Below are 22,403 nucleotides of genomic sequence, written 5' to 3' on the forward strand. Positions count from 1 at the left end.
AATTTTTTATTAAAGATATTTTTATATTAATAAAAAACCTATATTTGGAACATTAAAAAATCTATTTGGAGAAATGAAGCAATTTTACAATTTAAAAAGTTTACTTAGACTTTCTTCTTTATTCGTTTTGTTATTTTCAGTGATTACTGTTGTAAATTCGTGTAAAAAAGATGACGATGATGAATTTCAGGATCATGTGGTTCAATTTGTAGCCAAAGCAACTACAGGATCAGAGCTCATCTCTGTAGTAACTCAGGTAGGAACTGCCCAGAATACTATATATAGTACTCCTACTGCCCCTTTAAAAGAAAACTGGAAGAGCGATGAAATGTTTGTGAACTCCAGCCAGGCACAACTGAATTTTGCAGCTAATGCTGTATTGCCACAAGCGAATTCGGAACTTACAATTACTCTTTTGATAGATGGAGAAGTTGCCAAAACTGCTAAAGTTACAGGGAAAGGTGATAATCAGGTTGTCAAGATTGCTTATAGTTTCCTTGAATACTAAATAAAATATTCTATATAACAAAAAAACCGCTCTTAGAGCGGTTTTTTTATTTTTCAATCAGATTATATTCTATGGCCTGGTTCACAAGTTCTGTAGAATTTTTAGCCTGGAATTTCTGAAGTAGGTTTTTTCGGTGAGTATCTACCGTAAGCGGGCTGAGAAAGAGCTCTTCTGCAATCTTATTACTTGTTTTGCCCTGTGCAACAAGATGCAGGATTTGTTTTTCCCTTTTAGTAAGCCTGGGAATTGGCAGCTCATTTTGAGAAGGTCTGCTAATGATCTGTTTGGTTTCATTGCAAAAAACAATATCTCCGGATAATGCTCCTTTGATACAGATTACCAATTCTTCAATGGATGTATTTTTAAGAAGATAACCGCTAGCGCCGTTTTGGATAGCCTGCATGATAATACTTCTTTCAGAACGGTTACTGAACATGATCACCGAGGTTTCAGGAGATATTTTTTTGATTTCCCTGCAAAGTTCTGTTCCATTGGCATCGGGTAATGTGATATCCAAAAGAATAATGTCAACTTTATTGCGGCCAATAAAGCTGATAATCTCTGAACCGGAAGTAAAGGTTTCCGGAATATTGAAAGATGGCTGGCTTTGCAGCATCATTTTCAGTCCTTCAATGACGATAGGGTGATCATCTACGATGACAATATTTATTTTTTCATTCTCCATCTATGTTGAGTTCTATATTAATCGTTGTACCTTGATTGTCAGAGCTGATCTCCATATTTCCTTTCAGATAATCGACTCTGTTCTTTAAATTACGGAGTCCCATACTTTTTGTTTTTTGTTCTTTGCCGCTTTCAAATCCTTTTCCGTTATCTTCAATAGTAATAAAAAAATCTTTTTCAGATTGGGAACATTGTAATAAGATACTGCTGGCTTCAGAATGTTTGATAGCATTGGCCAGCAATTCCTGTGCAATCCTGTAAATATTAAGCTGGATATTTAAGGGCAGATTCTTTTCAATATTGATCGCCTGGAAATCAATTTCAATATCTTTTCTATTGTAAAACTCACAAAGGTCGTTCAAGGCGGTTTCCAACCCGAAATTAAGTAATGATTCAGGCATCAGGTTCCTTGCCACATGCCGCAGTTCCCCTACAGAATTATCCAGTTGTCCTAAAATTTTATAAAACTCCTGATCTTTTTCAGGATCTAAATGACTGGCAGACCATGTGGAGAAATTGATTTTTACGCCTGCTAGCATCCCGCCCAGACCATCATGAAGATCTCTTGCAATACGTTCTCTTTCTCTTTCTTCTCCTTCAAGAATAGCTTTTGTTAAAGAAAGTTCTTCCTTTTGTTTGATGTCATTAATCTTTTGCTCAGAGATTTTTTTATTTTTTCTAAAAATGATATAGAGGAAGATCAGCAAACTTATCATTAATAGTAAAATAAGGCTTAATCCCCATAAATAGGAGTTCTTCTTATTAACTTCCAGTTCTTTTTGATTTTTCTCTGCATTTAAAGTAGCTATTTTTCTTTCCTTTTCCGCAGCATTGAACTTAGATTCAATTTTATTGATTTCAAGCTTTACATTCTCAGTATTCAGGCTATCGTTGAGTTTAGAATATCTTTGTTCCCAGACTAATGCTTCCTTGGTATTTCCCATTTCCTCATGTAAAGAAGAAAGCTGCTTATAAATTGTTTTTCTGTTATTAAGATCAAGGGCAAGAGATTTTTCGGTTAAAATATCTTCCAGAGCACCTTTTGCTTCGGGATATCTTTTTAATTTTCTTAAGATATCATACTTATTGAAATAAAACATTTGTGCCAGTAGATTCTGATTAAATCTTTTAGCATAAGCAAGACCTTTTTCAATAACAGGTAATGCTTCCGGATTCTTTTGTCTGGTAATACAGTAAAGTGTTTGAGCGTAATAATAAAATGCATTAACGGAGGAATCGGGGTGAGGGCTAATGAGTGCATCAGCTTTATCTAAATACTTTTTAGCTTCATCTCCTTTGGCTTGATAACAGAAATTATTGGCTAAATTTAAGTAGGTAAAAAATAATTCAGGTGAATTAGGGTATTGCTTTTCAAGAATTTTCAAGGCTTTAGTATTATAATCCTCAGATTTTTTAAACTCTGCATTGTAAGTAAGGATGACGGCGAGCTGGGTATACAGAAAGCCAAGATTCCTGCTGTTCTCATACTTTTTAGCTAATGGAATACTTTTTTCAAGAATGGTTTTTACTAGAAAAGGATAGCCTTCCTTGTCTTTCTGGGTGACTCCATAGCTATACCATGCTGCTGCCTGAAGGAGATCAGATTCTTCATTCTTAATTTTTGACAAAGCTTTAATTGCCTTTTGATAAAAAATGGCAGCTTTTGCCTTATTTCTGTCCAGATTATATTGTGCTTCGTAGAAATCATATTTAGCGGAGAGAAAAGCGTCATTTTTGATGAGTGTTTTTCCATTTTCCAGATATTTTTTACTCAGTAGAGAATCGATATTTCTGTAATAATTTGATAAAAGAAAAGTAGAATTTGCTTTTGCCACAGGAGTTCTGCTATTTCTTATAATATTTTGTAAGCTGTCTAAATAAGGCTTTTCATCAAGGGGGATCAATTGTTGTGATGGTACACCAAAAGATAGTAATATGCTTAACAGGATCAGTAATCTCTTCATCAGGTATCAGTTCTGTAGAATGTATTTTTTATAAACGCTGAATTTAACTAAAAATTTTAGCATAAAAAATACCAGAATTTAGGTAGAAAAAAATACTCCTTTTTTTGGATTGATAAAGTTTCAGGACTCTAATAGCTTTGCAGAGACGAAATCACTAATCATAGAATATCAAATAAAGTAACTAAAATTTAAACAAAAAGATTATGAAAAAAACAAGAATAAACCAGCTGTTGAAAGGTACATTTGTAGTGCTTCTTGCTACCATGCTAATGGGATTTGTTGCCTCTTGCAGTAAAGATGATGATGATACCCCTAACGTGAATGGAGCAGGGAAGAGTCACAAAGTAGTTTTTAAAGCAATCGCTTCTTCAGGAGCTGATATAGACGTAGCAGTGTATGGAATTGATGGTAATCCAACTACTGCTTCCAGCCTTAGCGGAACAACTTGGTCAAGCCCTGAAGTTACTTCAGAAAAAGGTGCTTATAATGCAAATGTAGCGGTAAATGCTGTAGGTCTTAATGCCTCTTCTACTTTAAAAGTTCAGATCTGGGTAGATGGTGAACTGAAAAAAGAAGGAACTTCCAGCGGCCAGTATTTATCAGCTTCTGCAAGTTATGTATTTTAAAAACTAATAATACTTTCAAAATAAAAAGTGGCGTTGAGATTCATCTCAACGCTATTTTTGTTAAATATGGATTTATAAAGATGTATTGATTTTTAATTATATTTTGATAGTAAAATTAAGTATATTGGTGTAACCTTAATAAAAAACAAGAGATGTGGAAAAAAAATATTTCATTTCTATTCTTAATAGGATCATGTTTATTGTTTTCTCAAAGTGATAAAGATATTCAAGCTTATAAAGATAAGTTCTCCATGTATTCAAAGATAGGAACAGATAGTGCTTTGATATATGTAGATAAAATACTCGCTTCAAAGAATGATGTTGATCTGGCATTCGGATATTCGGCCAAAATGTATTTACAGACCATTACGGGTAAAAAAAAAGAAGCAAAAAGCTATCTTTCAAAATGTAATACTCATCTCAATAGAATCCCGGAAAATGAAGAAAATTATGTGAGTCTGGCTCAGATTTATAATATTCTGGGTAATATTGATATGGCTAATCAGGAGCCTAATGAAGCTTTAAAGAAATTTATAAAGGCGGATTTTTTTGCTGCAAAAGGCAATGACATAAAGCAGCATATAAAAATAAAAGGAAATATAGCTTATGTAAAACTCAATATAAAACAGACTGATGAGGCTATTACAGAGTCCCATGAAGTTCTCTCTCTTTTACAAGTCAATAAACATTTATACGAACCACAGAATTTTGAAGTGATTTATAATGTTGTATTTTCTAACCTTGGACATTTGTATTCAGATAAATACATTTCTGATCCTCAAAAAAACAAAATATATGCAGACAGTGCCCAGCAAAGTTTTAATCAGATTCTTCGTACTACAAAAGATGATAAACTTTTAGCAGGAACCTATTTAAAATTGGGAACTCTTAATAATAAAAAGAAAAATTACAGTAAAGCGACTGAGTATTATCTGAAAAGCCTTCGTCTTTATGATCAGTTGAAACACAAAGATGAAGTTCTCAATCTTAAATATAATCTTGGGGTCAACTTCTATGAGTCTGATAGATATGCACAGGCCAAACTCAATTTTCTTGAAATATCTCGTATCATGGAAAGAGACTCCCTATTATACACAGATTATATCTTTACACAAAATTATTTGTCCAAGATTTATCAGAAAGAAGGAAAAACAGATTCTGCAGCATTTTATAATAATAAATTTATAGACTTGTACCAAAAAAATTCTGAGAAAGAAAAAGAAAATATAGCTAATATCTACAGAGAAATCAATTCTAAAAATCTGAATGATGAAATAAGTAAAAGTTCTTCCGTAATCAGAAATCGTTTGTTGGTTATTATTATTTTAACTCTATTGGCTATTGGGGTTATTATATATTTACTATACCAGATGCGGAAAAAGAAAAATATTGAAAAACGTTTGGAGGTTCTTATGCTGGAGGTAAAGAATAATAATTTAAAAACTGCTGAAAGCAGAAATACTTTTACGATAAGCAATGAAAAAGAAGCAGAGATTATAGAAAAGCTGATGGAGCTTGAGGAAAAAAAACTTTATCTTAAAAGTGAATATAACCAGGTATATGTTGCTAAAAAGCTTAATACAAATACAACTTATCTTTCGCAGACCATCAATAAATATATGAAAAAAACATTTAGTGAGTACACCAATGAATTAAGGATTAATTATATCCTAAAAGTACTTTCCGAGGATAAAAAACTGCGAAATTATACAACCCAGGCGCTGGCAGATTTAGTGGGATACAAAAGTGGGATTTCTTTTGCCAGAACATTCAAAGAAAAAACGGGAGTGACCCCGTTTCAATATATTGAGAAATTAAATGCTGATAACAAGCTAAATGAAGATTTTTGATGGTTGGTTTAAGAAAAAAGTAAAATCAACTTTATCTTTGTGTCTTTCTATTTTAGAGCGATCAATCTGCATATATTTGAATGGACTCTTCTTATCTGTGACTTCAATTAGGGTATTTACTAATTAGACCATTTTTTTGAAGAGGAGATTACCCATCACAACCTTGAATATTTCCACAGCCATTTCCATTATTTGTTCCGCCATCCCCATTCCCTTTATTTGATATAATGTTGTCATAACATGAAAGATGTATTATACCTCTAACTATTATTGATAGTTCCTTTCTTAATAATTTTTAAATTAAATTTTGTTTGTGTTTTCATTTTTTCCGGTTCTTTTCAAAGATAAAAGTACTGATGCTTTATTATATTCAAATTTTTATTCACAATGGCTAATATATAGATCCTTACATTTGTTGTAAGTAAGGCATTTTGAAATTTGAACTAAACAAGGGCTAATCACATTTCCTGATCCGCCTCCGTTATTTGTTCCGCCTCCAATAGATCCATTATCATTGATGCTCGTATTTCCGGCAGTTATTTTTACCAGTGCCTTTCTCGCTAATTTTTTTAAATTAAATTTTGTTTGTGTTTTCATTATTTTCTAGTTTGTTTTAAGGAATATCCTTTAGATTCAGAAATAAATAAGGATAATAATTTTGTTAGTTATTCATTAGCAGAATTAGGAAGACCAATAATACTTCCGCATCCGTTTCCATTGTTTGTCCCACCATCTCCGTTTTCATTATTTGGGATGTTGCTGCCATTACAATTGGCGGCTTCTCCTCCAACTATTACTGAAAGTGTCTTTCTTGATAATTTTTTTAAAGTAAGTTTTGCTTGTGTTTTCATAGGATTGCATTTTTGAATTATTTTAAAATCTTGTTTTTTTTGCCATGATACCGCTGATCACTTTTTTTCGGGTAGCTTTCTTAATATGGTTTATTTGATTCTTTAATAATGATTCTTCATATTAGACTGCCGCCAATCAGCTGAATAATACAAAGTTAAAAATTAATGGGTTTCAATATTGTCATATTGTAGTACAATACTTGGAATCTGTTTTTGTTTTTGTATTTACTTGTAAAACAGTTGTTTATTGTGTTTTGAAGGATTGATTTTTTATAAAAAGTTCTATGTCTTTTTATAAAAAATTGAGTAGTACTGTTTTTTGAAAAGGTGAATTAAACAAAATTTGTACTGTAAAATAATTAATAAGAATTTTCTATGAATCTTAAAAAAACAGTTATGAAAAAAATAATATTCCTGAGTATTGCTCTCTCAGTAAGCAGCATCTCAATGATAAAAGCGCAAAGCTTTTTAGATAAAATAGACAATATGGTAAATAAGGCAGATAATGCTGCTAATACAGCTGATAGAGCTTCTAAAACCGGAGGGAAAATAACTTCATTGTTTGGTAAAAAGAATAAAAATAAGCAGGCTGAAGATAAAGCATCAGAAGGTTCTTCTAAAACAGTGATAAAAATCTCTAAAATAGATCTTATTAACCTTAAAAAGCTAAATAATATTATAACAGAGTCAAAAGGAGTAACCAATTCCAATATGAAATACAACTCAGCCTCATCTAGTATTACTGTTATGCATACTGGCAGTACATCAAAATTGCTTGATAATATTCAGTCAAAAGCAAAAGATATTTTTACAGATAAAAATATACAGGGAATTGATGAGGGACTGATTGAAATCAATATGAAGTAATGAAGGTAAAAAAACAAATGAAAAAATTATTTTAAAAACTTTAAAAATTATCTGGTAACTCCACAGATATATTCTGATCGGTTGTTTGTTATATATCATTCTGCTTAAACTTCTTGTCAATGCAAAATATTTCAATTCTTCGTTAAATTTTAAAGTGTTAATTATCAGAATTTTGTGATTGAAAAAAATCTGAGCCTGTTATTTTCCAATTAAATTTTATTCTATAGGTGCTCATTTTGTAAGTTTAAACAAACGTGAATATACTTTCTCCATTTTCTTAGTTTTTTCCTGGATAAGCAATAGGTTTTTATTATTGAATACTGATTTCAGAATGTGTCTGTGGATTTATAACAAAAACAATTAATATGAAAACAAAATACTTACTTTTTAACATCATTTGTATTCTTTTTAGCATACCAATGAATGCACAACCTGTAATGACAAGTGCAGATATTATTAAGGGTACCTTTCAGTATACAACAGTTAGTTTTAATCAGGGAGTTTATAATCCAGGTAATGGAGGGGCCAATGTAACCTGGGACTTTTCTAACATACAAGGGACAATAGGTGGGGTGAGAGTACTTTATGGAAATTGTTCTTCATCTGTACCCGAATGTGCATCATTTCCAACAGCAAATATGTATGCCGTCAATCTGGAGAGTAATGGCACTCAAAATGATACTAAAAATTTATTCAAATTGACCAGTACACAATTTGAAACATTAGGATCAAGGAACATCGCTAATGATATTACAGTTACCTATACAGATACTTCGATTGAATTGAAATTCCCAACCACTTATTTGCAGTCCTTTACAGATAGTTCTTCATCCACAGTCAATAATGTAATTACTGATACTAATAGTATGATTACTGCAGACGGATATGGAACTTTGAAAACTCCGGCTGGTACCTATACCAATGTTTTGAGAATAAAAAAAGAAAGTACGGTCACTGTAAGCGTAGCTGGATCTGCTTCTACCACCACACAGATAACAGCTTACGCATGGTATAAAAATAACAGAGAACTGATAGCAGCATTTTCAGTAGCTAATCTACTATTACCAGTCCCGCAAGCGTTACCTTCAATTTTTCAATATACCAACAATAATGTTTTAGCTACTGAGGAAAGTAAATTAAAAAAATCTTTAATGGTATATCCTAATCCTGTAAAAGATGGGAAACTTTGGATTGATCAGGGGGGGGATTATAAAATAAAATCAGTTACTATTTATGATATGACTGGAAAACAGATTTTTGCTGAAGATAAAAGCTCATTTATTTCGCTTGGAGGAAAATACAGTATTAATCTACAGAATTATGCAGAAGGAAATTATATTGTAAAAATAGAAACGGATAAAAATACCTTTACCGAAATTATACAGATTAAATAAAGATAAGTCATATCAGATATTCATAAAATATAAAAAAATAAAGTATGAAAAATCCAATTTTTGTGTTTGGCTTATTCTTCCTGATGATTTCGGGGTTAGCCTTTTCAAACTATTCTTTTTCCCCCTTTAAAGACCCGGTCGTGATTGAAATTATCATGAAACAAAAAAATAAAGAAGATGCTCTAACAGCTGTAAAAAATGTTTTGTTGAAAAAAAAGTTTGTATCAGCCAACGGGGTACAGAAAAATTCTCTCAATGCAGTCAGAACTACAATGTCTAAAGCTGATTATTTTGTTGCAGATGCTACTGCTGTAGAGACAGGAGGGGCCATTAAAGTGACTATTACCTTCATTAAAATGGGAACAGGCTTTTTAAGCATGAAAAAAATCGCTGAAGAAGTGAAAAACGAACTGGAAAGTTGATCAGATAATTAAATCGAAAAAATATACTGCCATTAATATTTACTTCCATCATTAAAGTAACTTTTTCGAAATATTGGATAGGGGCTGCTTATTTCTCTGGCAGTCCCTTTTTTATATTGGTTTAGAAAAAATAATGATTTATGTTTACGTTTGTCTTGGAAATTGCTATTTTTGATTACAAAATCACCAAATAGTGAAACATCAGGAGAAATCGAGACAGATAAGGAAAGAAATTAATCAATCCTATCAGGAGCTTAAAGAACAATATCCTCTATTGAAGAGACAGAACAGCATTGGGTTTTCTATATTTTTACTTTCAATTATTGCCATTATTGCTGCATCTGTAGGTTGGTATAAAGCTCTTATTCCAACTTGGTTGATGATCATTATGAATGCCTTTTTTATGGGAGTTCTTCACGAGATTGAACATGATCTTATTCATTGGCTTTATTTTAAAAAACAAAAATCCGTACATCATTTTATGCTTTTGAGTGTCTGGGTTTTACGTCCTTTGACAATCAATCCCTGGATCAGGCGTACTTTGCATTACCATCACCATAAATTTTCAGGAACATTACACGATGTGGAAGAACGTGGAGTGACAAATGGTGAACGTTGGTCGTTTAAACGATTATTAACGACTGCAGATATTGTTTTAGGCGGACTTTTGCGTCTTCAGCAAATGTTTAAGGATATGGACGCGGAGGTAAAGAACGGAAACCTTAAAGATGAAACCTCTTCCACCTTGAAACTGATTACATTTCTGGGTTTGATTCCCCTGACCATATTTGCTCATGTGATATTGTATCTCTTTTTTGCAGATTTACTATTGCACTGGATCAATGTAAAGATGAAGACAGACTTCAGTTTCCCTTCTTATATTGAAAATACATTAAGCAGCTTACAGGTGATTATTTATACGATTTTTCTTCCCAATTTGCTTCGTCAGTTTTGTTTACATTTTATCACTTCTAATATGCATTATTTTGGTGATGTGGAAGAGGGGAATGTTATAGAACAGACACAGATACTTAATGTGTGGTGGACTTTTCCTATGCAGGTGTTTTGCTTCTTTTTCGGATGGACACACAGCATTCATCATTTTGTAGTCAACGAGACATTTTATGTCCGTCATATCGGAAGAAAACAGGCACAGGAAGTATTGAAAAAATATGGGGTCCGTTTTAATGATCTGGGAACTTTCAGAAGAGCCAACCGCTTTCGGGAATATTCAAAATAGAGTAAGAATTGAGTTTTCAAAATATAAAACCGGCGCTGAAATGAATCCCAGCGCCGGTTTTATAAGGTATTAAAAGTTAAATAACTTTTACAATGAAATAGCTTTTTTTCCCTTTTTGAAGCAATAAGAATTTGCCATCAATAAGATCTGTTTCATTAGCTGTATAAGTATCATTTACTTTTTGTTTGTTAACAGAGATTGAGTTTCCTTTGATTTCTCTCTGAGCTTCACTCTTAGATTTTAGAAATCCTGATTTTTCAGAAAGAAGATCAATAATATTTACCCCTAAAACATCAGCTTTTGCTACTTCTTTTTGTGGAACTCCATCAAAAACTTCAAGGAAAGTTTCTTCATCAAGGCTTACCAAATCTTCAGCTGTAGAGCGGCCGAATAGAATTTCAGAAGCTTTAAGCGCTTTTTCGTATTCTTCTCTTCCGTGTACCCAAACAGTTACTTCTTCAGCTAATCTTTTCTGAAGTTTTCTTTCGTGGGCAGCCGTTTTATGTTCTTCAATTAATGCTTCAATTTCTTCTTTTCCAAGGAACGTATAGAATTTGATGAATCTTTCAGCATCTTCATCTGTAGCGTTCAACCAGAACTGGTAGAACTTGTATGGTGAAGTTTTCTTTTTATCCAACCAGTAGTTTTCTCCGCTTTCAGATTTTCCGAATTTAGATCCGTCAGCTTTGGTAATCAAAGGAACTGTTAATGCAAAGGCTTCTCCTTGGGCTTTTCTACGGATTAATTCTGTTCCGGTAGTGATATTTCCCCACTGGTCAGAACCTCCCATCTGAAGCTTCACATTGTTGTTTTGATAGAGGTGAAGGAAATCATATCCCTGGATCAATTGATAAGTAAATTCTGTAAAACTCATCCCGTCTGCACCAGATTCTCCAGAAAATCTTTTCTTTACAGAATCTTTAGCCATCATGTAGTTTACCGTGATGTTCTTTCCAACATTTTTAGCAAAATCCAGGAAGGAAATATTCTTCATCCAATCGTAGTTGTTGACCAGTTCCGCTTTATTCGGTTCATTCCCTGCAAAATCAAGGAATCTTGAAAGCTGGTTCTTTAAGCAGTCTACATAATGTAAAAGCGTTTCTTCATCCAAAAGGTTTCTCTCTGCCGATTTTCCGGACGGGTCACCGATCATTCCTGTAGCTCCACCTACTAAAGCAATCGGCTTGTGGCCATGCTGCTGGAAGTGTGCTAAAATTTTTATCTGAATAAGACTTCCGATATGTAAAGAATCGGCCGTTGGATCAAAACCAATATATGCAGTAGTTACCTCTTTATTCAGTTGTTCATCGGTTCCAGGCATCATATCAGCAAACAGACCACGCCATTTCAGTTCTTCTATAAAGGAATTCATTGATTTTTTCTTTAAAATTTTAAGTTGCAAAGATAATAAATTCAGAAGTATAAAGTTGAAAGGGGAAGGTGGGAAATGATAAAAAGCATTGAGATAACAAATAAAACGGTTATTTTCCTGACTGGCCCTTCAATTGCGAAGCAAAATTCAATACCGATGGGGTTCGTCTTTGCATTTTCAACCCAAATAATCTATATTTGTTATTAATGAACGACGAACAGCTATTCCTGCTCATTCAAAAGGCCAAAGATAAAGACCAGAAGGCCCAGACTAAACTCATCAATGTTTTTTGGGTGGATGTTTTCTCTTTTGTGATGAAAAAAGTAAAAGATGAAAATGACACCGATGAGATTACAGTGAATGTTTTTTCCAAAGTATTATCAAAATTGGATATGTTCGATCCGCATTTTCAGTTTAAGACCTGGATTCTGACGATTGCTCAAAACACCGTAATTGATTTTTGGAGGAAAAAAAACCGTGAAAACGAAGACGCTGTTGAAAATCTGGATGAGGTAAAAAATCAATATGCAAAATCTCCTGAGGAACTGCTGATTTCTGAAGAAGAGCAAAAGAAGATCATTAAAACCATTGAATCTCTGGATGCCAATTATCAGGATATCATTAAGCTTCGTTTTTTTGAAGAAAAAAGCATCAAGGAAATAGCCGAAGAACTGGGAATTTCCGTTGCCAATACAAAAGTTCGTGTGATGCGTGCTAAAAAAGTTCTTGCCGAGCTCTTGAAAAATAATGAGTTTGAAGATAACTGAGAATGTTGTTGGAAAACGCAAGGACGCTAAGTTTTTATGCGATGAGGATGTTTTAAGGCGCAGGGCTTTTATCTGCTATAAAATTTTATACTGCCTACTTTAATGTCATGAATTCACGGATGAAAAATGATGCGTGTGCAATTTCACATATAGAATCTATGTATCTATGTGGTTTAAATTTTTTCTTGAACCACATAGGTAGATAGAGTTAAATAGTTCGAGTATTTGTAGTTAATTATATAAAAATTTCCTGCTTTGTTTTAGGAAGTATGATTTTCACACTTTTATCATTTCTGTTCTGAAGATTGATTTTTATTCCTTTTTTAATGTAGGTTTCTTTCTGAGAAGGGCCATATTCTTTAGTATTATCAACATCATTTTTAAAATTAATCTGTCCTGTAGAAAGGTTAAAGTCTACATTTTGAATATAATCTCCCGGCCTTCCTGAACTTGAAGTATGGCCTATCAACTCAAAATGCCCATTTTGGAATCTGTATTTATCGGTATACTGCCATTTCCAGCTGCTGCCACCAAAATGATTGATGATTAGAATTCCTTTTTCTATACTGGTTCCTGAATAGGGATCTCCCATGATACCTCCGGATTCGCTATCAAGAATGGCATTGGTTGATTTTTCAAGAACCGTCCATTGTCCATTAACCTTTTTCAGGATTTGAATTTCCCGGATTTCACCAAGGTCACCCGGATCTTTGGTATTATATACAATTACTTTTTCAGGAATTTTATCGCCATCCAAATCTCCATCTACGGTTTGAAGAACGGTAGAGCCTTCAGGCTGGAACTGTTTTTGAGCAAAAAAATAAGTGCTGACAGTAATTGATAAAAGGAGAAAATACTTTTTCATGGGATAGGTTTTAAGCCTAAATGTACAATGATATTTTGAATTATAAGTTTCATCAATTTCTCTGGTTGATGGTTTCCATTAAAAATTCCTTAACTTTGAACTTCAATTTTAGAAATGGAAAATTTAGTTCAAGATACTACCGTTCAAAAACCAAAGTGGATTCGTGTAAAACTTCCTACCGGAAAGAACTACAGGGAATTGAGAACCTTGGTTGATAAATATAAATTAAACACTATTTGCCAAAGCGGAAGCTGCCCGAATATGGGAGAGTGCTGGGGAGAAGGTACGGCAACGTTCATGATTTTAGGAAATATCTGTACAAGAAGCTGTGGATTCTGTGGAGTAAAAACAGGAAAACCGCTTGATGTAAACTGGGATGAACCTGAAAAAGTGGCCCGTTCTATCAAATTAATGAAGATTAAACACGCCGTTCTTACTTCGGTAGACCGTGATGATCTGAAAGATATGGGATCTATCCTTTGGGCAGAAACAGTAAATGCTGTAAGAAGAATCTCTCCGGGAACCACAATGGAAACATTAATTCCGGACTTCCAGGGAATCACCAAACATATTGACAGATTGGTAGATGTAGCTCCGGAAGTGATCTCTCACAACATGGAAACGGTAAAACGTTTGACCAGAGAAGTGAGAATTCAGGCAAAATATGAAAGAAGCCTTGAGGTTTTAAGATATTTAAAAGAAGCTGGGCAAAGAAGAACCAAAACAGGGGTAATGCTTGGTTTAGGGGAAACTAAAGATGAGGTTTTCCAGACCATTGAAGACATCAGAAATGCTAATGTGGATGTCATCACGCTTGGACAATACCTTCAGCCAACTAAAAAACACCTTCCTGTAAAGAGATTTATTACTCCTGAGGAATTTGATGAGTTGGGTGATTTTGCAAGAAGCTTAGGTTTCAGACATGTTGAAAGTTCTCCTCTTGTAAGAAGTTCTTACCACGCAGAAAAACATATTCACTAAAATATAGCCCGCTCAGTAATGGGCGGTTATTTTTTTGTAATAATAGTTAATAGGGCGGCACATACGAAATATTTTAACCAAAATCAATAAGGGATGATCTCCATCATTCCCTTCCTCTGGAGGGGTGTCAAAAATTCAAAGAATTTTTGACGGGGTGGTTTATAACATTCAGATATCAAAATTATTCCCAAACATCTGTGAAAACCCGTGTCATCTGTGGGAAAATAAAAGCAGCCAGGTAAGCTTATAAAATATAAATCTTGGGATCATATCAAAACCCTTTATTACAGGAAGACTCTCTATTAATCACACCAATCCGTCCATTGATCTCGATAGGCTTAAAATGTTTTTTCTTGAATTCTGATGGGGTCTCTCCCGTATGCTGTTTAAACAGTTTATTAAAATAGGAAAGGCTTTCAAAACCTACCTGAAAACAAACCTCTGTTACAGAAGAATCCTTTAACAGGAATATTTTAGCCTGATTGATCCTGTAATTATTGACAAAATCTGTGAAAGTCATATTGGTTTGCTTTTTAAAATACCGGCAAAAAGCAGGGGTACTTAAACTGACCATTTGGGCAATTTCATTCACATTGGGCTTTTTATCGTGATTTTCATGAATATAATCATAGATGGTTCCCATCCTGATCTTGTCATTCAGAAACCATTTGATCCTTGTATCTTCCTTATTCAGCTCATGTACCTCCGTGGAGTGGGCCAACATCTGCAGAATTTCAATTAATCCCATTAAGGATTCAAAGGAATTTTTATTCTTAAGGAGCTGAAGTTTTTCAACAACAATCTTTTTGGTTTCTCCAGAGAAAGATAATCCCAGATAAGAACGTTCTAAAAGATTTTTAATATTCTCAAATTCAGGAACAGGAAGAATAATATCCTGAAGAAAGTTTTCACGCATTTGCAGGACCAGTTGTTTACATTCTGTCTGTATACCATAGTCGAAATTAAGATGGGGTACATTAGCCCCTATGAGCAGAAGCTCACTGTCTGTAAAACCGGAAATGTTTTTCCCAACATGCCGGATTCCATTGGATGCTTCTACATATACCAGTTCTATTTCAGGATGATAATGCCAGAAAAAACAGTTTTTCAGACTGGGAGCGAATATCTTGAACGATTTTCCCTTTTCAAACGCAATGGTCTCTTTCTGAATTTTCATTTTTGTTCTGATTTGATAGTTTGTAGAGATAAAATTAAATAAAAAGGTTAATATGGAGCAAATTTTTATCATTCAAAGAGGTGTGAAATCCAATATTTCTTTCGAATTTTGCACTTTCAAAAATAAAGATGGCTCACCATTTTTAATTTTAACATATTAATTCAGAAAAGAATATACAATGAAGATTGATAAACGAATAATACCGCTTGCGATTGGCGGATTGGGAATAGGAACTACGGAATTTACCGTTATGGGACTTTTACCGGACATCGCAAAAACACTTGAAATTACGATTCCGCAGGCAGGGCACCTGATTTCGGCCTATGCTATGGGAGTAGTAATTGGAGCGCCCATTCTGATCGGATATTCAGTGAAATTTCCTCCTAAAAAGGTTCTGATTGCTTTTATGATCCTTTTCACTTTATTTAACGGCCTTTCTGCTATTGCTCCCAATTATGGAACAATGTTGATCATCAGATTTATGTCTGGACTTCCTCATGGAGCTTTCTTTGGGGTGGGAACAGTGGTCGCGGCTAAAATGGCTGGAAAAGGGAAGGAGGCCTTTTATATATCGATGATGTTCACTGGACTTACTGTAGCCAATCTGGTAATGGTTCCTCTGGTAACCTATATCGGACATACTTTCCATTGGAGACTCTATTTTGCGATTGTAGCTTTGATTGGTGTTTTTGCTCTGTTATTTTTAAAGCTATGGCTCCCTGCAACGGAGGCCAATCAAAATACCCATTTCCTGGAAGAGCTGAAATTCCTGAAAAAGAAGCAGTCATGGCTTGTGCTGGCAATTACAGCCATCGGATTTGGGGGACTTTTCACATGGTTAAGCTATATTACCCCTTTAATGACAGTGATTTCCGGAGTGGAGAGCAGTCAGATGGCTTATGTCATGGTTCTTGCCGGCGCCGGAATGGTTGTTGGTAATCTTGCCGGAGGGATTATTTCAGATAAATTAGGCCCGGAAAAGACTTGTGCACTTCTGATTTTTTTAATGATGATCTCTCTGGTGGGTGTATTTTTACTTTCCGAGCATCAGAATATTGCTTTCATATTGACCTTTATGTGCGGTGCATTGTCAATGTCTATTGCAGCACCTATTAATATTATGATGATGAAAGCCGCTCCGAAAAGTGAAATGATGGCTGCCGCATTTATGCAGGCAGGTTTTAATATTGCGAATGCAATGGGAGCTTTTTTTGGTGGAATTCCTTTGGAATATGGATTGCCGTACAACTATCCTTCATTGGTAGGAGTAGGAATGACCTTTATTGGGTTTGCCATCAGTGTAAGATATATGTATCTCTATGGTTCACAAATAGTTCATGAAGAAGAAGCTGTTGCAGAATGTGTTTCCTGCGATAAATAAAAAAGAGTACTCTCTTGAATCGAGAGTACAAAACTTAAAGTATTAAAAAAGGCTGTCCCATAGTCCGGAAACTGACTTTTGAGACAGCTTTTTTAAATTAATACATTATTCTTTTCAGTTTAGAATTTGAATACACAGCTGCAAACGCTCATTTTGCCTTCTACAACTGTTGTCCATTGTCCATTCCATGTACCGCCGTACGATGCACAGATAGCTGGACAGATCGCTTTAGCATCTTCATCACTCCAGATAGGACCTGCCAATACGTTTAAAGTATATTCTGTACTGCCCATTGGTTCAGTATTTAATTCTACTTCTATAACGCTCATTTGTCCTTCTACAATGGTCGTCCATTGTCCGGTAAATTTTCCTAAGTGTGCGGCCGCAATGCGTGGTCCTAATTTTTGTGCTTCGTCATTGCTCCAAAGTGGTCCTGCAATAATGTTTGTTTTGAATGTTGACATGGTGTAAGTATTTGTTGGTTAACATTACAAATGTACTCACCATTATGGGATATAATTACAGTAGAATGTACCAAATTTATCATTAGGTATTTTTACGTATCTGTTTGGTATTGATTGGGATATATAAAAAAGACTGCCTCAAAAAGACAGTCTTTTATCATTGTATTAGGCTGATTAAGCTTCCACTTCATCACCGTTTTTGCACCAATAAAGGGCATTGTATAAATTTTCTTTTGGGAAAGATTTAAACTCTCCCGGCATCAGAACACTGAAAACTTCAGTAAAATTCTGGACACCTTCTTTGTCTGTAACGATGGCTGCCCGGTTCCATTTTGCAAGGTTTTTTAATCCAAGCAAGAGGTCTTCAAGCCATGCTCCCATGGTAAACTTATCCAGATCGGTATCCAAATACAGCAAGTAATTCAGCTCACCAAATTGGTCTACTTTCTCTTTCACACGCGGAATTACCAATTTTTCAAAATCTTCTTTCGTCACTTCTCCGGTTGCATTGAAAGCCGCAACATTCTCCGGGGCTTCTGGAATAATTGTTATCATAGTAAATATTTTATGGTGGTTTGAATTTAATAGCACAACAATAATTAAACCATAGATTCTTCATAAATTGTTAAAAAAGGTATAAATATTGTTATTTTTAATGTAAAATATCAATATGGATCTCAAATCAAATGAACCTTTTTGGCTTTTAAAAAATGGCCTGATCGCTACTTATCCGTCTTTAAAATCCGATGAAAACTGTGATGTTTTAATTATTGGTGGTGGAATTACAGGAAGTCTTATTGCCCATCAAATGATAAAAGACGGGTATGAAACTATTCTCATTGATCAGCGCGAGCTTTGTAATGGAAGTACTTCTGCTACCACTTCAATGCTTCAATACGAAATAGATACTCCCCTTTATGAATTAATAAAACAAATAGGAGAAAAAGGTGCCATTGCAAGTTATAAATCATGTTCAGAGGCGATTGATATCATTGAAGCACTAGCTGGTAAAATACACTCTGATGCAGGATTTAAACGTAAAAAATCCTTGTATTTTGCTTCGAAGAAAAAAGACGTTGAATGGCTAAAGAAAGAATATGAAGCCAGGAAAAAGGCAGGATTTGATGTTCAGTGGCTCAATTCAGATCGGGTTGTGAAAGAGTTTGGATTTGAAAATACTTATGGTGGAATCCTATCGAAGCAAGGTGGCAGTATTGACGCTTTTCAGTTTGCTCATGAGTTATTTAAGCATAATGTAAAAAAAGGATTAAAGATATTTGATAAAACTGAAATGGTGGAAGTAGAATATCATAAGGGTTTTAATATAGCTAAAGTTGACAGCGGTTTTCAGATTAAAGCGAAGAAAATCATCTATTGTATCGGCTATGAAAGCAAAAATTTATTGAAAGAAAATTTCGTTAATCTAAAAAGTACATATGCTGTGGTTTCTGAGGTGGATAAAGATAAATTTAAAAATATCACCAGTACTTTAGTCTGGAATACTGATGATCCTTATCTGTATATGCGGACTACTGATGATGGCAGATTATTGATAGGCGGGGGAGATGAAGACTTTTATAATGCTAAAAAGCGCGACGCTATTCTCAATAAAAAAGAAAAAGAGATTTTAAAAAATTTGAAGAAAATAAAGCCGGATTATCACTTCTATCCCGATTTTGTCTGGGCAGGAACTTTTGGAGAAACGAAGGATGGACTTCCTTATATCGGTGAACATCACAAATTCAAAAATTCTTACTTTGTGTTGGGTTTTGGAGGAAACGGAATTACTTTTTCAGTAACGGGAATGGAAATGGCTTCTTTGTTTATGAAGGGTAAAAAACATCTATTATCCAGATATTTTAAGTTTGGACGTTAGAACGTTTTTTATATATGACTCTGTCATTCTGACGAAGGAAGAATCTCATACATGCCTTAGATTCTTCCTTCTTCACAATGGCAATGATGTTGTTTATAATCGCCTAAATATAAATAAGTACACTAAAGCAGGAAAATCAAAAGATTCAAAACTTAAGTGTACTTTATTTTCACAGCTTGTTAAACCGTTTGCTACAAGCTATATCCATTCTTTTTAGCTAATTCTTGTATAGAGTTTTCAATAGCCTTTCCAAGATCATCAGAATCATCATTTCCTCTTTTTTTCATTTCCTCGTCAATATAGGTTTGACGTTTTTTAGAAAGTTCTCCAATTTCTCTTTGAATTTTTTCACGTTCTGCCGATTTTATGGCCACCGACTTTTTAATTTCCTCTTTGCTTTTTCCTTTCAATTCATCAGGAAGTTCGCTTTCTTTCATGTTGGCAATAAAGTGGTCATCTTTTTCCGCTTTATCTACCAGGTCCCAATGTTCATTTTTGTAAGCATTCTTTTTAGATTTAGAAACAGTTCTTTCTACCAGATTAGAAACAGATTGTACTTCTGCATTTTTATCCTGGGCAATTTGTTTCATCTTATATTCAGAACCACGGTTTCCATAATATATATAGGTGTCATTCAACTTGGCGTTGCATTCGGAAATTCTGATATCATAAGGTGTTTCAATATAAATAACCTTTTTGTCACTATCGATATTAAAGTATTTTCCACCTCCGGTTGTGGCACCGTTTTGCCAGTAGTCCCGGATTCCTTCTTCACGGCTTCCACAGAAAATGGTATTGGTATAAATATTTTTATTTTTTGCTTTTGAGATCACTTCTTTATAGTCAATCTTTCCCTGGTTGAAAGGTTCATTACCTGCAATATAAATAAGTTTCATACTTTTCTCATTGCCATCCCAGTTCAGATTGGTAGCAGCATCGCGGATCACAGCCCCACAGTACTCACTTCCGCCGTTGGTTCTTAGGGCAAATAATTTTTCAGAAACCAGATCAAGGTCCTGGGTAAGAGGAGTGACCTGGCGGATATAGTTTTCATCCCGAAGGCCGTCATTTCCATACTCATAAAGGGCAATTTCAACTTGTGGATTCTGGTCGTTGTACTTTAAGGTGGTTAATGTATTCACGATGTTCCAGAGTCTTGATTTTGCCTGGTCAATCAATCCATCCATACTGTTGGAAGTATCAAGTAAAAGAGCCACCTGGATTTTATTATCCTTTGATATTGTACTTGCTGTAGGTACAGAAGCATTTTGTATGGTTGAGCTTCTGTTTTCCTGATCACTTTTCGAGCAGCTAAGAGGAGCTGTTGCCCCGGAGTTTAAAAAAGCTGCTGTAATGGCTAAGATTTTTAAAGTTGTCATATTATTATTTTTTATAGGTTATCTGTTGTAATATTGGATTTGCATTTCTTTCGGGTACTTAACTTCATAAGAGAAATTGATCTTATCAGAACCTCCGGAACTTATATTTTTGTTCCAAAGAATGCTTCCCGTTTTTTCATCAAGGCTTCCGCCTCCGGTTTCTATAGCTTTCACTGATATTTTAGAATTTTCACTGATTGGGAGCTGATCCAGTACTTCCAGTTCAATACTTTCTTTGGTGTTATTTCTGATGCTGATCTGGTAGGTTTCAGTTTCCCATTTATTTGAGTTCATCGGTTTTTGAGAAGCTTTATCTTCCAATTTGATTCTTTTTACCGTGATTCTTTCATCCACGCCAAGAGAGATTGGGAATTCATCCTTCACATAATTGCTGGTAATATTGGTTTTTCCGATATAATTATCTTCAAAATAGATATTGGCTTCCCCATTAATGAGATTGAGGTTTTGCCAGTTTTTTACAAAAGCCATTAAGAAGACCTGGTTATTTACCTTAGGAACTGTATGGTATTTGTAAGCAGCATCAATTTGTTTTTTATCCAGAATCACATATTGTTCTTTTTCCTGGCTTACAATGGTTTGGTTATAATTCAGTTCATAGATCACATTCATCTGGTTATCGGAAACAGAAGCTATTGGAATCTGGCTTGGTTTTGCAGCTATTTCCTGTCTCGTTTGATAAGCATTCATTAATGCAGATTCTTTTTTAGATTGGTAATCAGCAACCTCCAGTATTGGATTATGTGCTGTATATTCTGCAACATATAATGGCGAAAGAACAGGGCGGTTCTGATTGTATGATGGTCTGTAAGTAGAGACAAACAACTTGATATTCTTCCAGTCCTGTCCGGTCTTTTGATAAATTTTTCCTTTGTAAACCATTTCGAGAGGTTTCTTTACCGATTCAGCCCGTAGATCGTAAGAAGGAATCCAGCCTGCATCAGAAACAATATAGCTGACTCCCAGATTTAAGCTTGTATCATTATCAGCAAGGATCTCAAGCAGCAATTCTTTTCGATTGGTATTTTTATGTGTTTGTTCCTCATCAGATTGTTTATTAAGTTTGGCAATGCTTTCATCCAGTATACTTTTCTGCTCATTGAGTATAAAGACCTGGTTGTCGATTTCCAGCATTCTTTTTCTGTAAAACTCAGTAAGTTTAATAAGCTGTTCCTGAGGAGTAGATTTGTCATTGGTAGATACTTTTAGATTATCATTGATGATATTCTGTTCTCCGGTAAGATTTTTAATCTGGATTCCTAACAGACTTACCTGTCTTTGAAGTTTTTTTCTTTCATCATCCAGCTTTTTCTCTCCTTCAGAAAGCTGGTCTTCTTTCAAAAAATTACTTTGCGGAGTGATAGATAAAAGCGTTGTGTTTTTTTCTAGATTGATTTTATAAGTATTTTCATCCAGATTATTGGGAAGATTGATAATTCTTATCATATTACGTCCCTTCTGAAGAGTAACATTGGTATTTCCGAAAACTTTTGCTCCCTGAAGAAATACCGTTGCCTGTTTTACTTCAATTTCTTTTTTAATTTCCTGTGCTTTGAAGAAAACCACTGAAAATAGGGTGATTAAAAGATAGCGTTTCATCGTTTATTATTTTAAATTATGAAGTAAAATTACCTGTATTTAAACCCCAGAATGAGGACACTTGGTGAAGCTAGGTTTTCACTTGGTGAGTAGACGGGCACAAGTTTTTTATTCTTTT

General features: G+C 34.3%; 22 protein-coding genes. 11 read left to right on the forward strand and 11 right to left on the reverse strand.

Features of this window, described 5'->3' with window-relative positions; translation table 11 throughout:
• Positions 1-73: 73 nt before the first annotated feature.
• Positions 74-508: a hypothetical protein gene (locus AC3HD6_RS15455; protein WP_068941820.1), complete on the forward strand. Its 435-nt coding sequence runs from the start codon at positions 74-76 to the stop codon at positions 506-508.
• Positions 509-554: 46 nt separating this feature from the next.
• Here the strand turns inward: AC3HD6_RS15455 and AC3HD6_RS15460 are convergent, their stop codons facing one another.
• Together AC3HD6_RS15460 and AC3HD6_RS15465 are read right to left on the reverse strand one after the other, a co-directional pair.
• Positions 555-1,193 carry a response regulator gene (locus AC3HD6_RS15460; RefSeq protein ID WP_488897145.1) on the reverse strand — a complete coding sequence of 213 codons (639 nt, stop codon included), beginning with the start codon at positions 1,191-1,193 and terminating at the stop codon, positions 555-557.
• Positions 1,183-3,156: a sensor histidine kinase gene (locus AC3HD6_RS15465; RefSeq protein ID WP_488897146.1), complete on the reverse strand. Its 1,974-nt coding sequence runs from the start codon at positions 3,154-3,156 to the stop codon at positions 1,183-1,185. Before AC3HD6_RS15465 ends, AC3HD6_RS15460 begins: the two co-directional genes overlap by 11 nt.
• Positions 3,157-3,359: 203 nt before the next feature.
• On the opposite strand from AC3HD6_RS15465, the gene AC3HD6_RS15470 reads away from it, so the two are divergent.
• Complete coding sequence (locus tag AC3HD6_RS15470) at positions 3,360-3,782, forward strand: hypothetical protein (RefSeq protein WP_488897147.1); 423 nt, start codon at positions 3,360-3,362, stop codon at positions 3,780-3,782.
• A 152-nt stretch (positions 3,783-3,934) separates the two neighbouring features.
• Positions 3,935-5,632 carry a helix-turn-helix domain-containing protein gene (locus AC3HD6_RS15475; protein WP_488897148.1) on the forward strand — a complete coding sequence of 566 codons (1,698 nt, stop codon included), beginning with the start codon at positions 3,935-3,937 and terminating at the stop codon, positions 5,630-5,632.
• A 378-nt stretch (positions 5,633-6,010) separates the two neighbouring features.
• On the opposite strand, the gene AC3HD6_RS15480 is transcribed toward AC3HD6_RS15475, so the two are convergent.
• Positions 6,011-6,229, reverse strand: a complete 219-nt coding sequence (locus tag AC3HD6_RS15480) for a hypothetical protein (protein ID WP_488897149.1) — start codon at positions 6,227-6,229, stop codon at positions 6,011-6,013.
• A gap of 68 nt (positions 6,230-6,297) precedes the next feature.
• The gene (locus tag AC3HD6_RS15485) at positions 6,298-6,483 is read right to left on the reverse strand and encodes a hypothetical protein (protein WP_488897150.1); all 186 of its coding nucleotides are present in this window, start codon (positions 6,481-6,483) and stop codon (positions 6,298-6,300) included.
• 396 nt (positions 6,484-6,879) lie between these two features.
• On the opposite strand from AC3HD6_RS15485, the gene AC3HD6_RS15490 reads away from it, so the two are divergent.
• The 4 genes from AC3HD6_RS15490 to AC3HD6_RS15505 all read left to right on the forward strand — a co-directional run bounded on the left by AC3HD6_RS15490 (position 6,880) and on the right by AC3HD6_RS15505 (position 10,406).
• Positions 6,880-7,350 carry a hypothetical protein gene (locus tag AC3HD6_RS15490; RefSeq protein WP_488897151.1) on the forward strand — a complete coding sequence of 157 codons (471 nt, stop codon included), beginning with the start codon at positions 6,880-6,882 and terminating at the stop codon, positions 7,348-7,350.
• Positions 7,351-7,715: 365 nt separating this feature from the next.
• Complete coding sequence (locus AC3HD6_RS15495) at positions 7,716-8,744, forward strand: T9SS type A sorting domain-containing protein (protein WP_488897152.1); 1,029 nt, start codon at positions 7,716-7,718, stop codon at positions 8,742-8,744.
• A 44-nt stretch (positions 8,745-8,788) separates the two neighbouring features.
• Complete coding sequence (locus AC3HD6_RS15500) at positions 8,789-9,166, forward strand: hypothetical protein (protein ID WP_488897153.1); 378 nt, start codon at positions 8,789-8,791, stop codon at positions 9,164-9,166.
• Positions 9,167-9,359: 193 nt separating this feature from the next.
• A complete protein-coding gene (locus AC3HD6_RS15505; RefSeq protein WP_488897154.1) occupies positions 9,360-10,406 on the forward strand; it encodes a fatty acid desaturase in 1,047 nt (348 codons plus the stop codon).
• Between the two features lie 76 nt (positions 10,407-10,482).
• On the opposite strand, the gene tyrS is transcribed toward AC3HD6_RS15505, so the two are convergent.
• Positions 10,483-11,778 carry a tyrosine--tRNA ligase gene (gene tyrS, locus AC3HD6_RS15510; protein WP_488897155.1) on the reverse strand — a complete coding sequence of 432 codons (1,296 nt, stop codon included), beginning with the start codon at positions 11,776-11,778 and terminating at the stop codon, positions 10,483-10,485.
• Between the two features lie 206 nt (positions 11,779-11,984).
• Here tyrS and AC3HD6_RS15515 point away from each other — a divergent pair, with 206 nt between their 5' ends.
• Positions 11,985-12,545: an RNA polymerase sigma factor gene (locus tag AC3HD6_RS15515; RefSeq protein WP_488897156.1), complete on the forward strand. Its 561-nt coding sequence runs from the start codon at positions 11,985-11,987 to the stop codon at positions 12,543-12,545.
• A gap of 235 nt (positions 12,546-12,780) precedes the next feature.
• Here the strand turns inward: AC3HD6_RS15515 and AC3HD6_RS15520 are convergent, their stop codons facing one another.
• Complete coding sequence (locus AC3HD6_RS15520; RefSeq protein WP_488897157.1) at positions 12,781-13,410, reverse strand: hypothetical protein; 630 nt, start codon at positions 13,408-13,410, stop codon at positions 12,781-12,783.
• Positions 13,411-13,524: 114 nt separating this feature from the next.
• Between AC3HD6_RS15520 and lipA the strand changes: the two genes are divergently transcribed.
• Positions 13,525-14,391, forward strand: a complete 867-nt coding sequence (gene lipA / locus AC3HD6_RS15525; RefSeq protein ID WP_066698565.1) for a lipoyl synthase — start codon at positions 13,525-13,527, stop codon at positions 14,389-14,391.
• A gap of 271 nt (positions 14,392-14,662) precedes the next feature.
• On the opposite strand, the gene AC3HD6_RS15530 is transcribed toward lipA, so the two are convergent.
• On the reverse strand, positions 14,663-15,568 hold the full coding sequence (locus AC3HD6_RS15530) for an AraC family transcriptional regulator (RefSeq protein ID WP_488897158.1): 906 nt from the start codon (positions 15,566-15,568) through the stop codon (positions 14,663-14,665).
• 178 nt (positions 15,569-15,746) lie between these two features.
• Between AC3HD6_RS15530 and AC3HD6_RS15535 the strand changes: the two genes are divergently transcribed.
• Positions 15,747-16,949, forward strand: coding sequence for an MFS transporter (locus AC3HD6_RS15535; RefSeq protein WP_488897159.1), 1,203 nt, complete (start codon positions 15,747-15,749; stop codon positions 16,947-16,949).
• Between the two features lie 119 nt (positions 16,950-17,068).
• Here AC3HD6_RS15535 and AC3HD6_RS15540 read toward each other — a convergent pair whose 3' ends face one another.
• Entirely contained in the window at positions 17,069-17,413 is a 345-nt protein-coding gene (locus AC3HD6_RS15540) for a mannan-binding lectin (protein ID WP_488897160.1), read from the reverse strand.
• Positions 17,414-17,587: 174 nt separating this feature from the next.
• Positions 17,588-17,968, reverse strand: a complete 381-nt coding sequence (locus tag AC3HD6_RS15545) for a SpoIIAA family protein (protein WP_488897161.1) — start codon at positions 17,966-17,968, stop codon at positions 17,588-17,590.
• Between the two features lie 115 nt (positions 17,969-18,083).
• On the opposite strand from AC3HD6_RS15545, the gene AC3HD6_RS15550 reads away from it, so the two are divergent.
• Entirely contained in the window at positions 18,084-19,289 is a 1,206-nt protein-coding gene (locus AC3HD6_RS15550) for an NAD(P)/FAD-dependent oxidoreductase (protein WP_488897162.1), read from the forward strand.
• A gap of 191 nt (positions 19,290-19,480) precedes the next feature.
• On the opposite strand, the gene AC3HD6_RS15555 is transcribed toward AC3HD6_RS15550, so the two are convergent.
• Positions 19,481-20,668, reverse strand: a complete 1,188-nt coding sequence (locus AC3HD6_RS15555) for a VWA domain-containing protein (RefSeq protein ID WP_488897163.1) — start codon at positions 20,666-20,668, stop codon at positions 19,481-19,483.
• Between the two features lie 18 nt (positions 20,669-20,686).
• Positions 20,687-22,285: a DUF4139 domain-containing protein gene (locus AC3HD6_RS15560; protein ID WP_488897164.1), complete on the reverse strand. Its 1,599-nt coding sequence runs from the start codon at positions 22,283-22,285 to the stop codon at positions 20,687-20,689.
• Positions 22,286-22,403: the final 118 nt, after the last annotated feature.

It is taken from the genome of Chryseobacterium sp. II3a, assembly GCF_057815135.1.

Excerpts from the sequence above, each read along its gene's own strand:
- AC3HD6_RS15455 (WP_068941820.1), top strand. The coding sequence starts at position 74 with ATGAAGCAATTTTACAATTTAAAAAGTTTACTTAGACTTTCTTCTTTA.
- AC3HD6_RS15460 (WP_488897145.1), bottom strand. The coding sequence starts at position 1,193 with ATGGAGAATGAAAAAATAAATATTGTCATCGTAGATGATCACCCTATC.
- AC3HD6_RS15465 (WP_488897146.1), bottom strand. The coding sequence starts at position 3,156 with ATGAAGAGATTACTGATCCTGTTAAGCATATTACTATCTTTTGGTGTA.
- AC3HD6_RS15470 (WP_488897147.1), top strand. The coding sequence starts at position 3,360 with ATGAAAAAAACAAGAATAAACCAGCTGTTGAAAGGTACATTTGTAGTG.
- AC3HD6_RS15475 (WP_488897148.1), top strand. The coding sequence starts at position 3,935 with ATGTGGAAAAAAAATATTTCATTTCTATTCTTAATAGGATCATGTTTA.
- AC3HD6_RS15480 (WP_488897149.1), bottom strand. The coding sequence starts at position 6,229 with ATGAAAACACAAACAAAATTTAATTTAAAAAAATTAGCGAGAAAGGCA.
- AC3HD6_RS15485 (WP_488897150.1), bottom strand. The coding sequence starts at position 6,483 with ATGAAAACACAAGCAAAACTTACTTTAAAAAAATTATCAAGAAAGACA.
- AC3HD6_RS15490 (WP_488897151.1), top strand. The coding sequence starts at position 6,880 with ATGAAAAAAATAATATTCCTGAGTATTGCTCTCTCAGTAAGCAGCATC.
- AC3HD6_RS15495 (WP_488897152.1), top strand. The coding sequence starts at position 7,716 with ATGAAAACAAAATACTTACTTTTTAACATCATTTGTATTCTTTTTAGC.
- AC3HD6_RS15500 (WP_488897153.1), top strand. The coding sequence starts at position 8,789 with ATGAAAAATCCAATTTTTGTGTTTGGCTTATTCTTCCTGATGATTTCG.
- tyrS (WP_488897155.1), bottom strand. The coding sequence starts at position 11,778 with ATGAATTCCTTTATAGAAGAACTGAAATGGCGTGGTCTGTTTGCTGAT.
- AC3HD6_RS15515 (WP_488897156.1), top strand. The coding sequence starts at position 11,985 with ATGAACGACGAACAGCTATTCCTGCTCATTCAAAAGGCCAAAGATAAA.
- AC3HD6_RS15520 (WP_488897157.1), bottom strand. The coding sequence starts at position 13,410 with ATGAAAAAGTATTTTCTCCTTTTATCAATTACTGTCAGCACTTATTTT.
- lipA (WP_066698565.1), top strand. The coding sequence starts at position 13,525 with ATGGAAAATTTAGTTCAAGATACTACCGTTCAAAAACCAAAGTGGATT.
- AC3HD6_RS15530 (WP_488897158.1), bottom strand. The coding sequence starts at position 15,568 with ATGAAAATTCAGAAAGAGACCATTGCGTTTGAAAAGGGAAAATCGTTC.
- AC3HD6_RS15535 (WP_488897159.1), top strand. The coding sequence starts at position 15,747 with ATGAAGATTGATAAACGAATAATACCGCTTGCGATTGGCGGATTGGGA.
- AC3HD6_RS15540 (WP_488897160.1), bottom strand. The coding sequence starts at position 17,413 with ATGTCAACATTCAAAACAAACATTATTGCAGGACCACTTTGGAGCAAT.
- AC3HD6_RS15545 (WP_488897161.1), bottom strand. The coding sequence starts at position 17,968 with ATGATAACAATTATTCCAGAAGCCCCGGAGAATGTTGCGGCTTTCAAT.
- AC3HD6_RS15550 (WP_488897162.1), top strand. The coding sequence starts at position 18,084 with ATGGATCTCAAATCAAATGAACCTTTTTGGCTTTTAAAAAATGGCCTG.
- AC3HD6_RS15555 (WP_488897163.1), bottom strand. The coding sequence starts at position 20,668 with ATGACAACTTTAAAAATCTTAGCCATTACAGCAGCTTTTTTAAACTCC.
- AC3HD6_RS15560 (WP_488897164.1), bottom strand. The coding sequence starts at position 22,285 with ATGAAACGCTATCTTTTAATCACCCTATTTTCAGTGGTTTTCTTCAAA.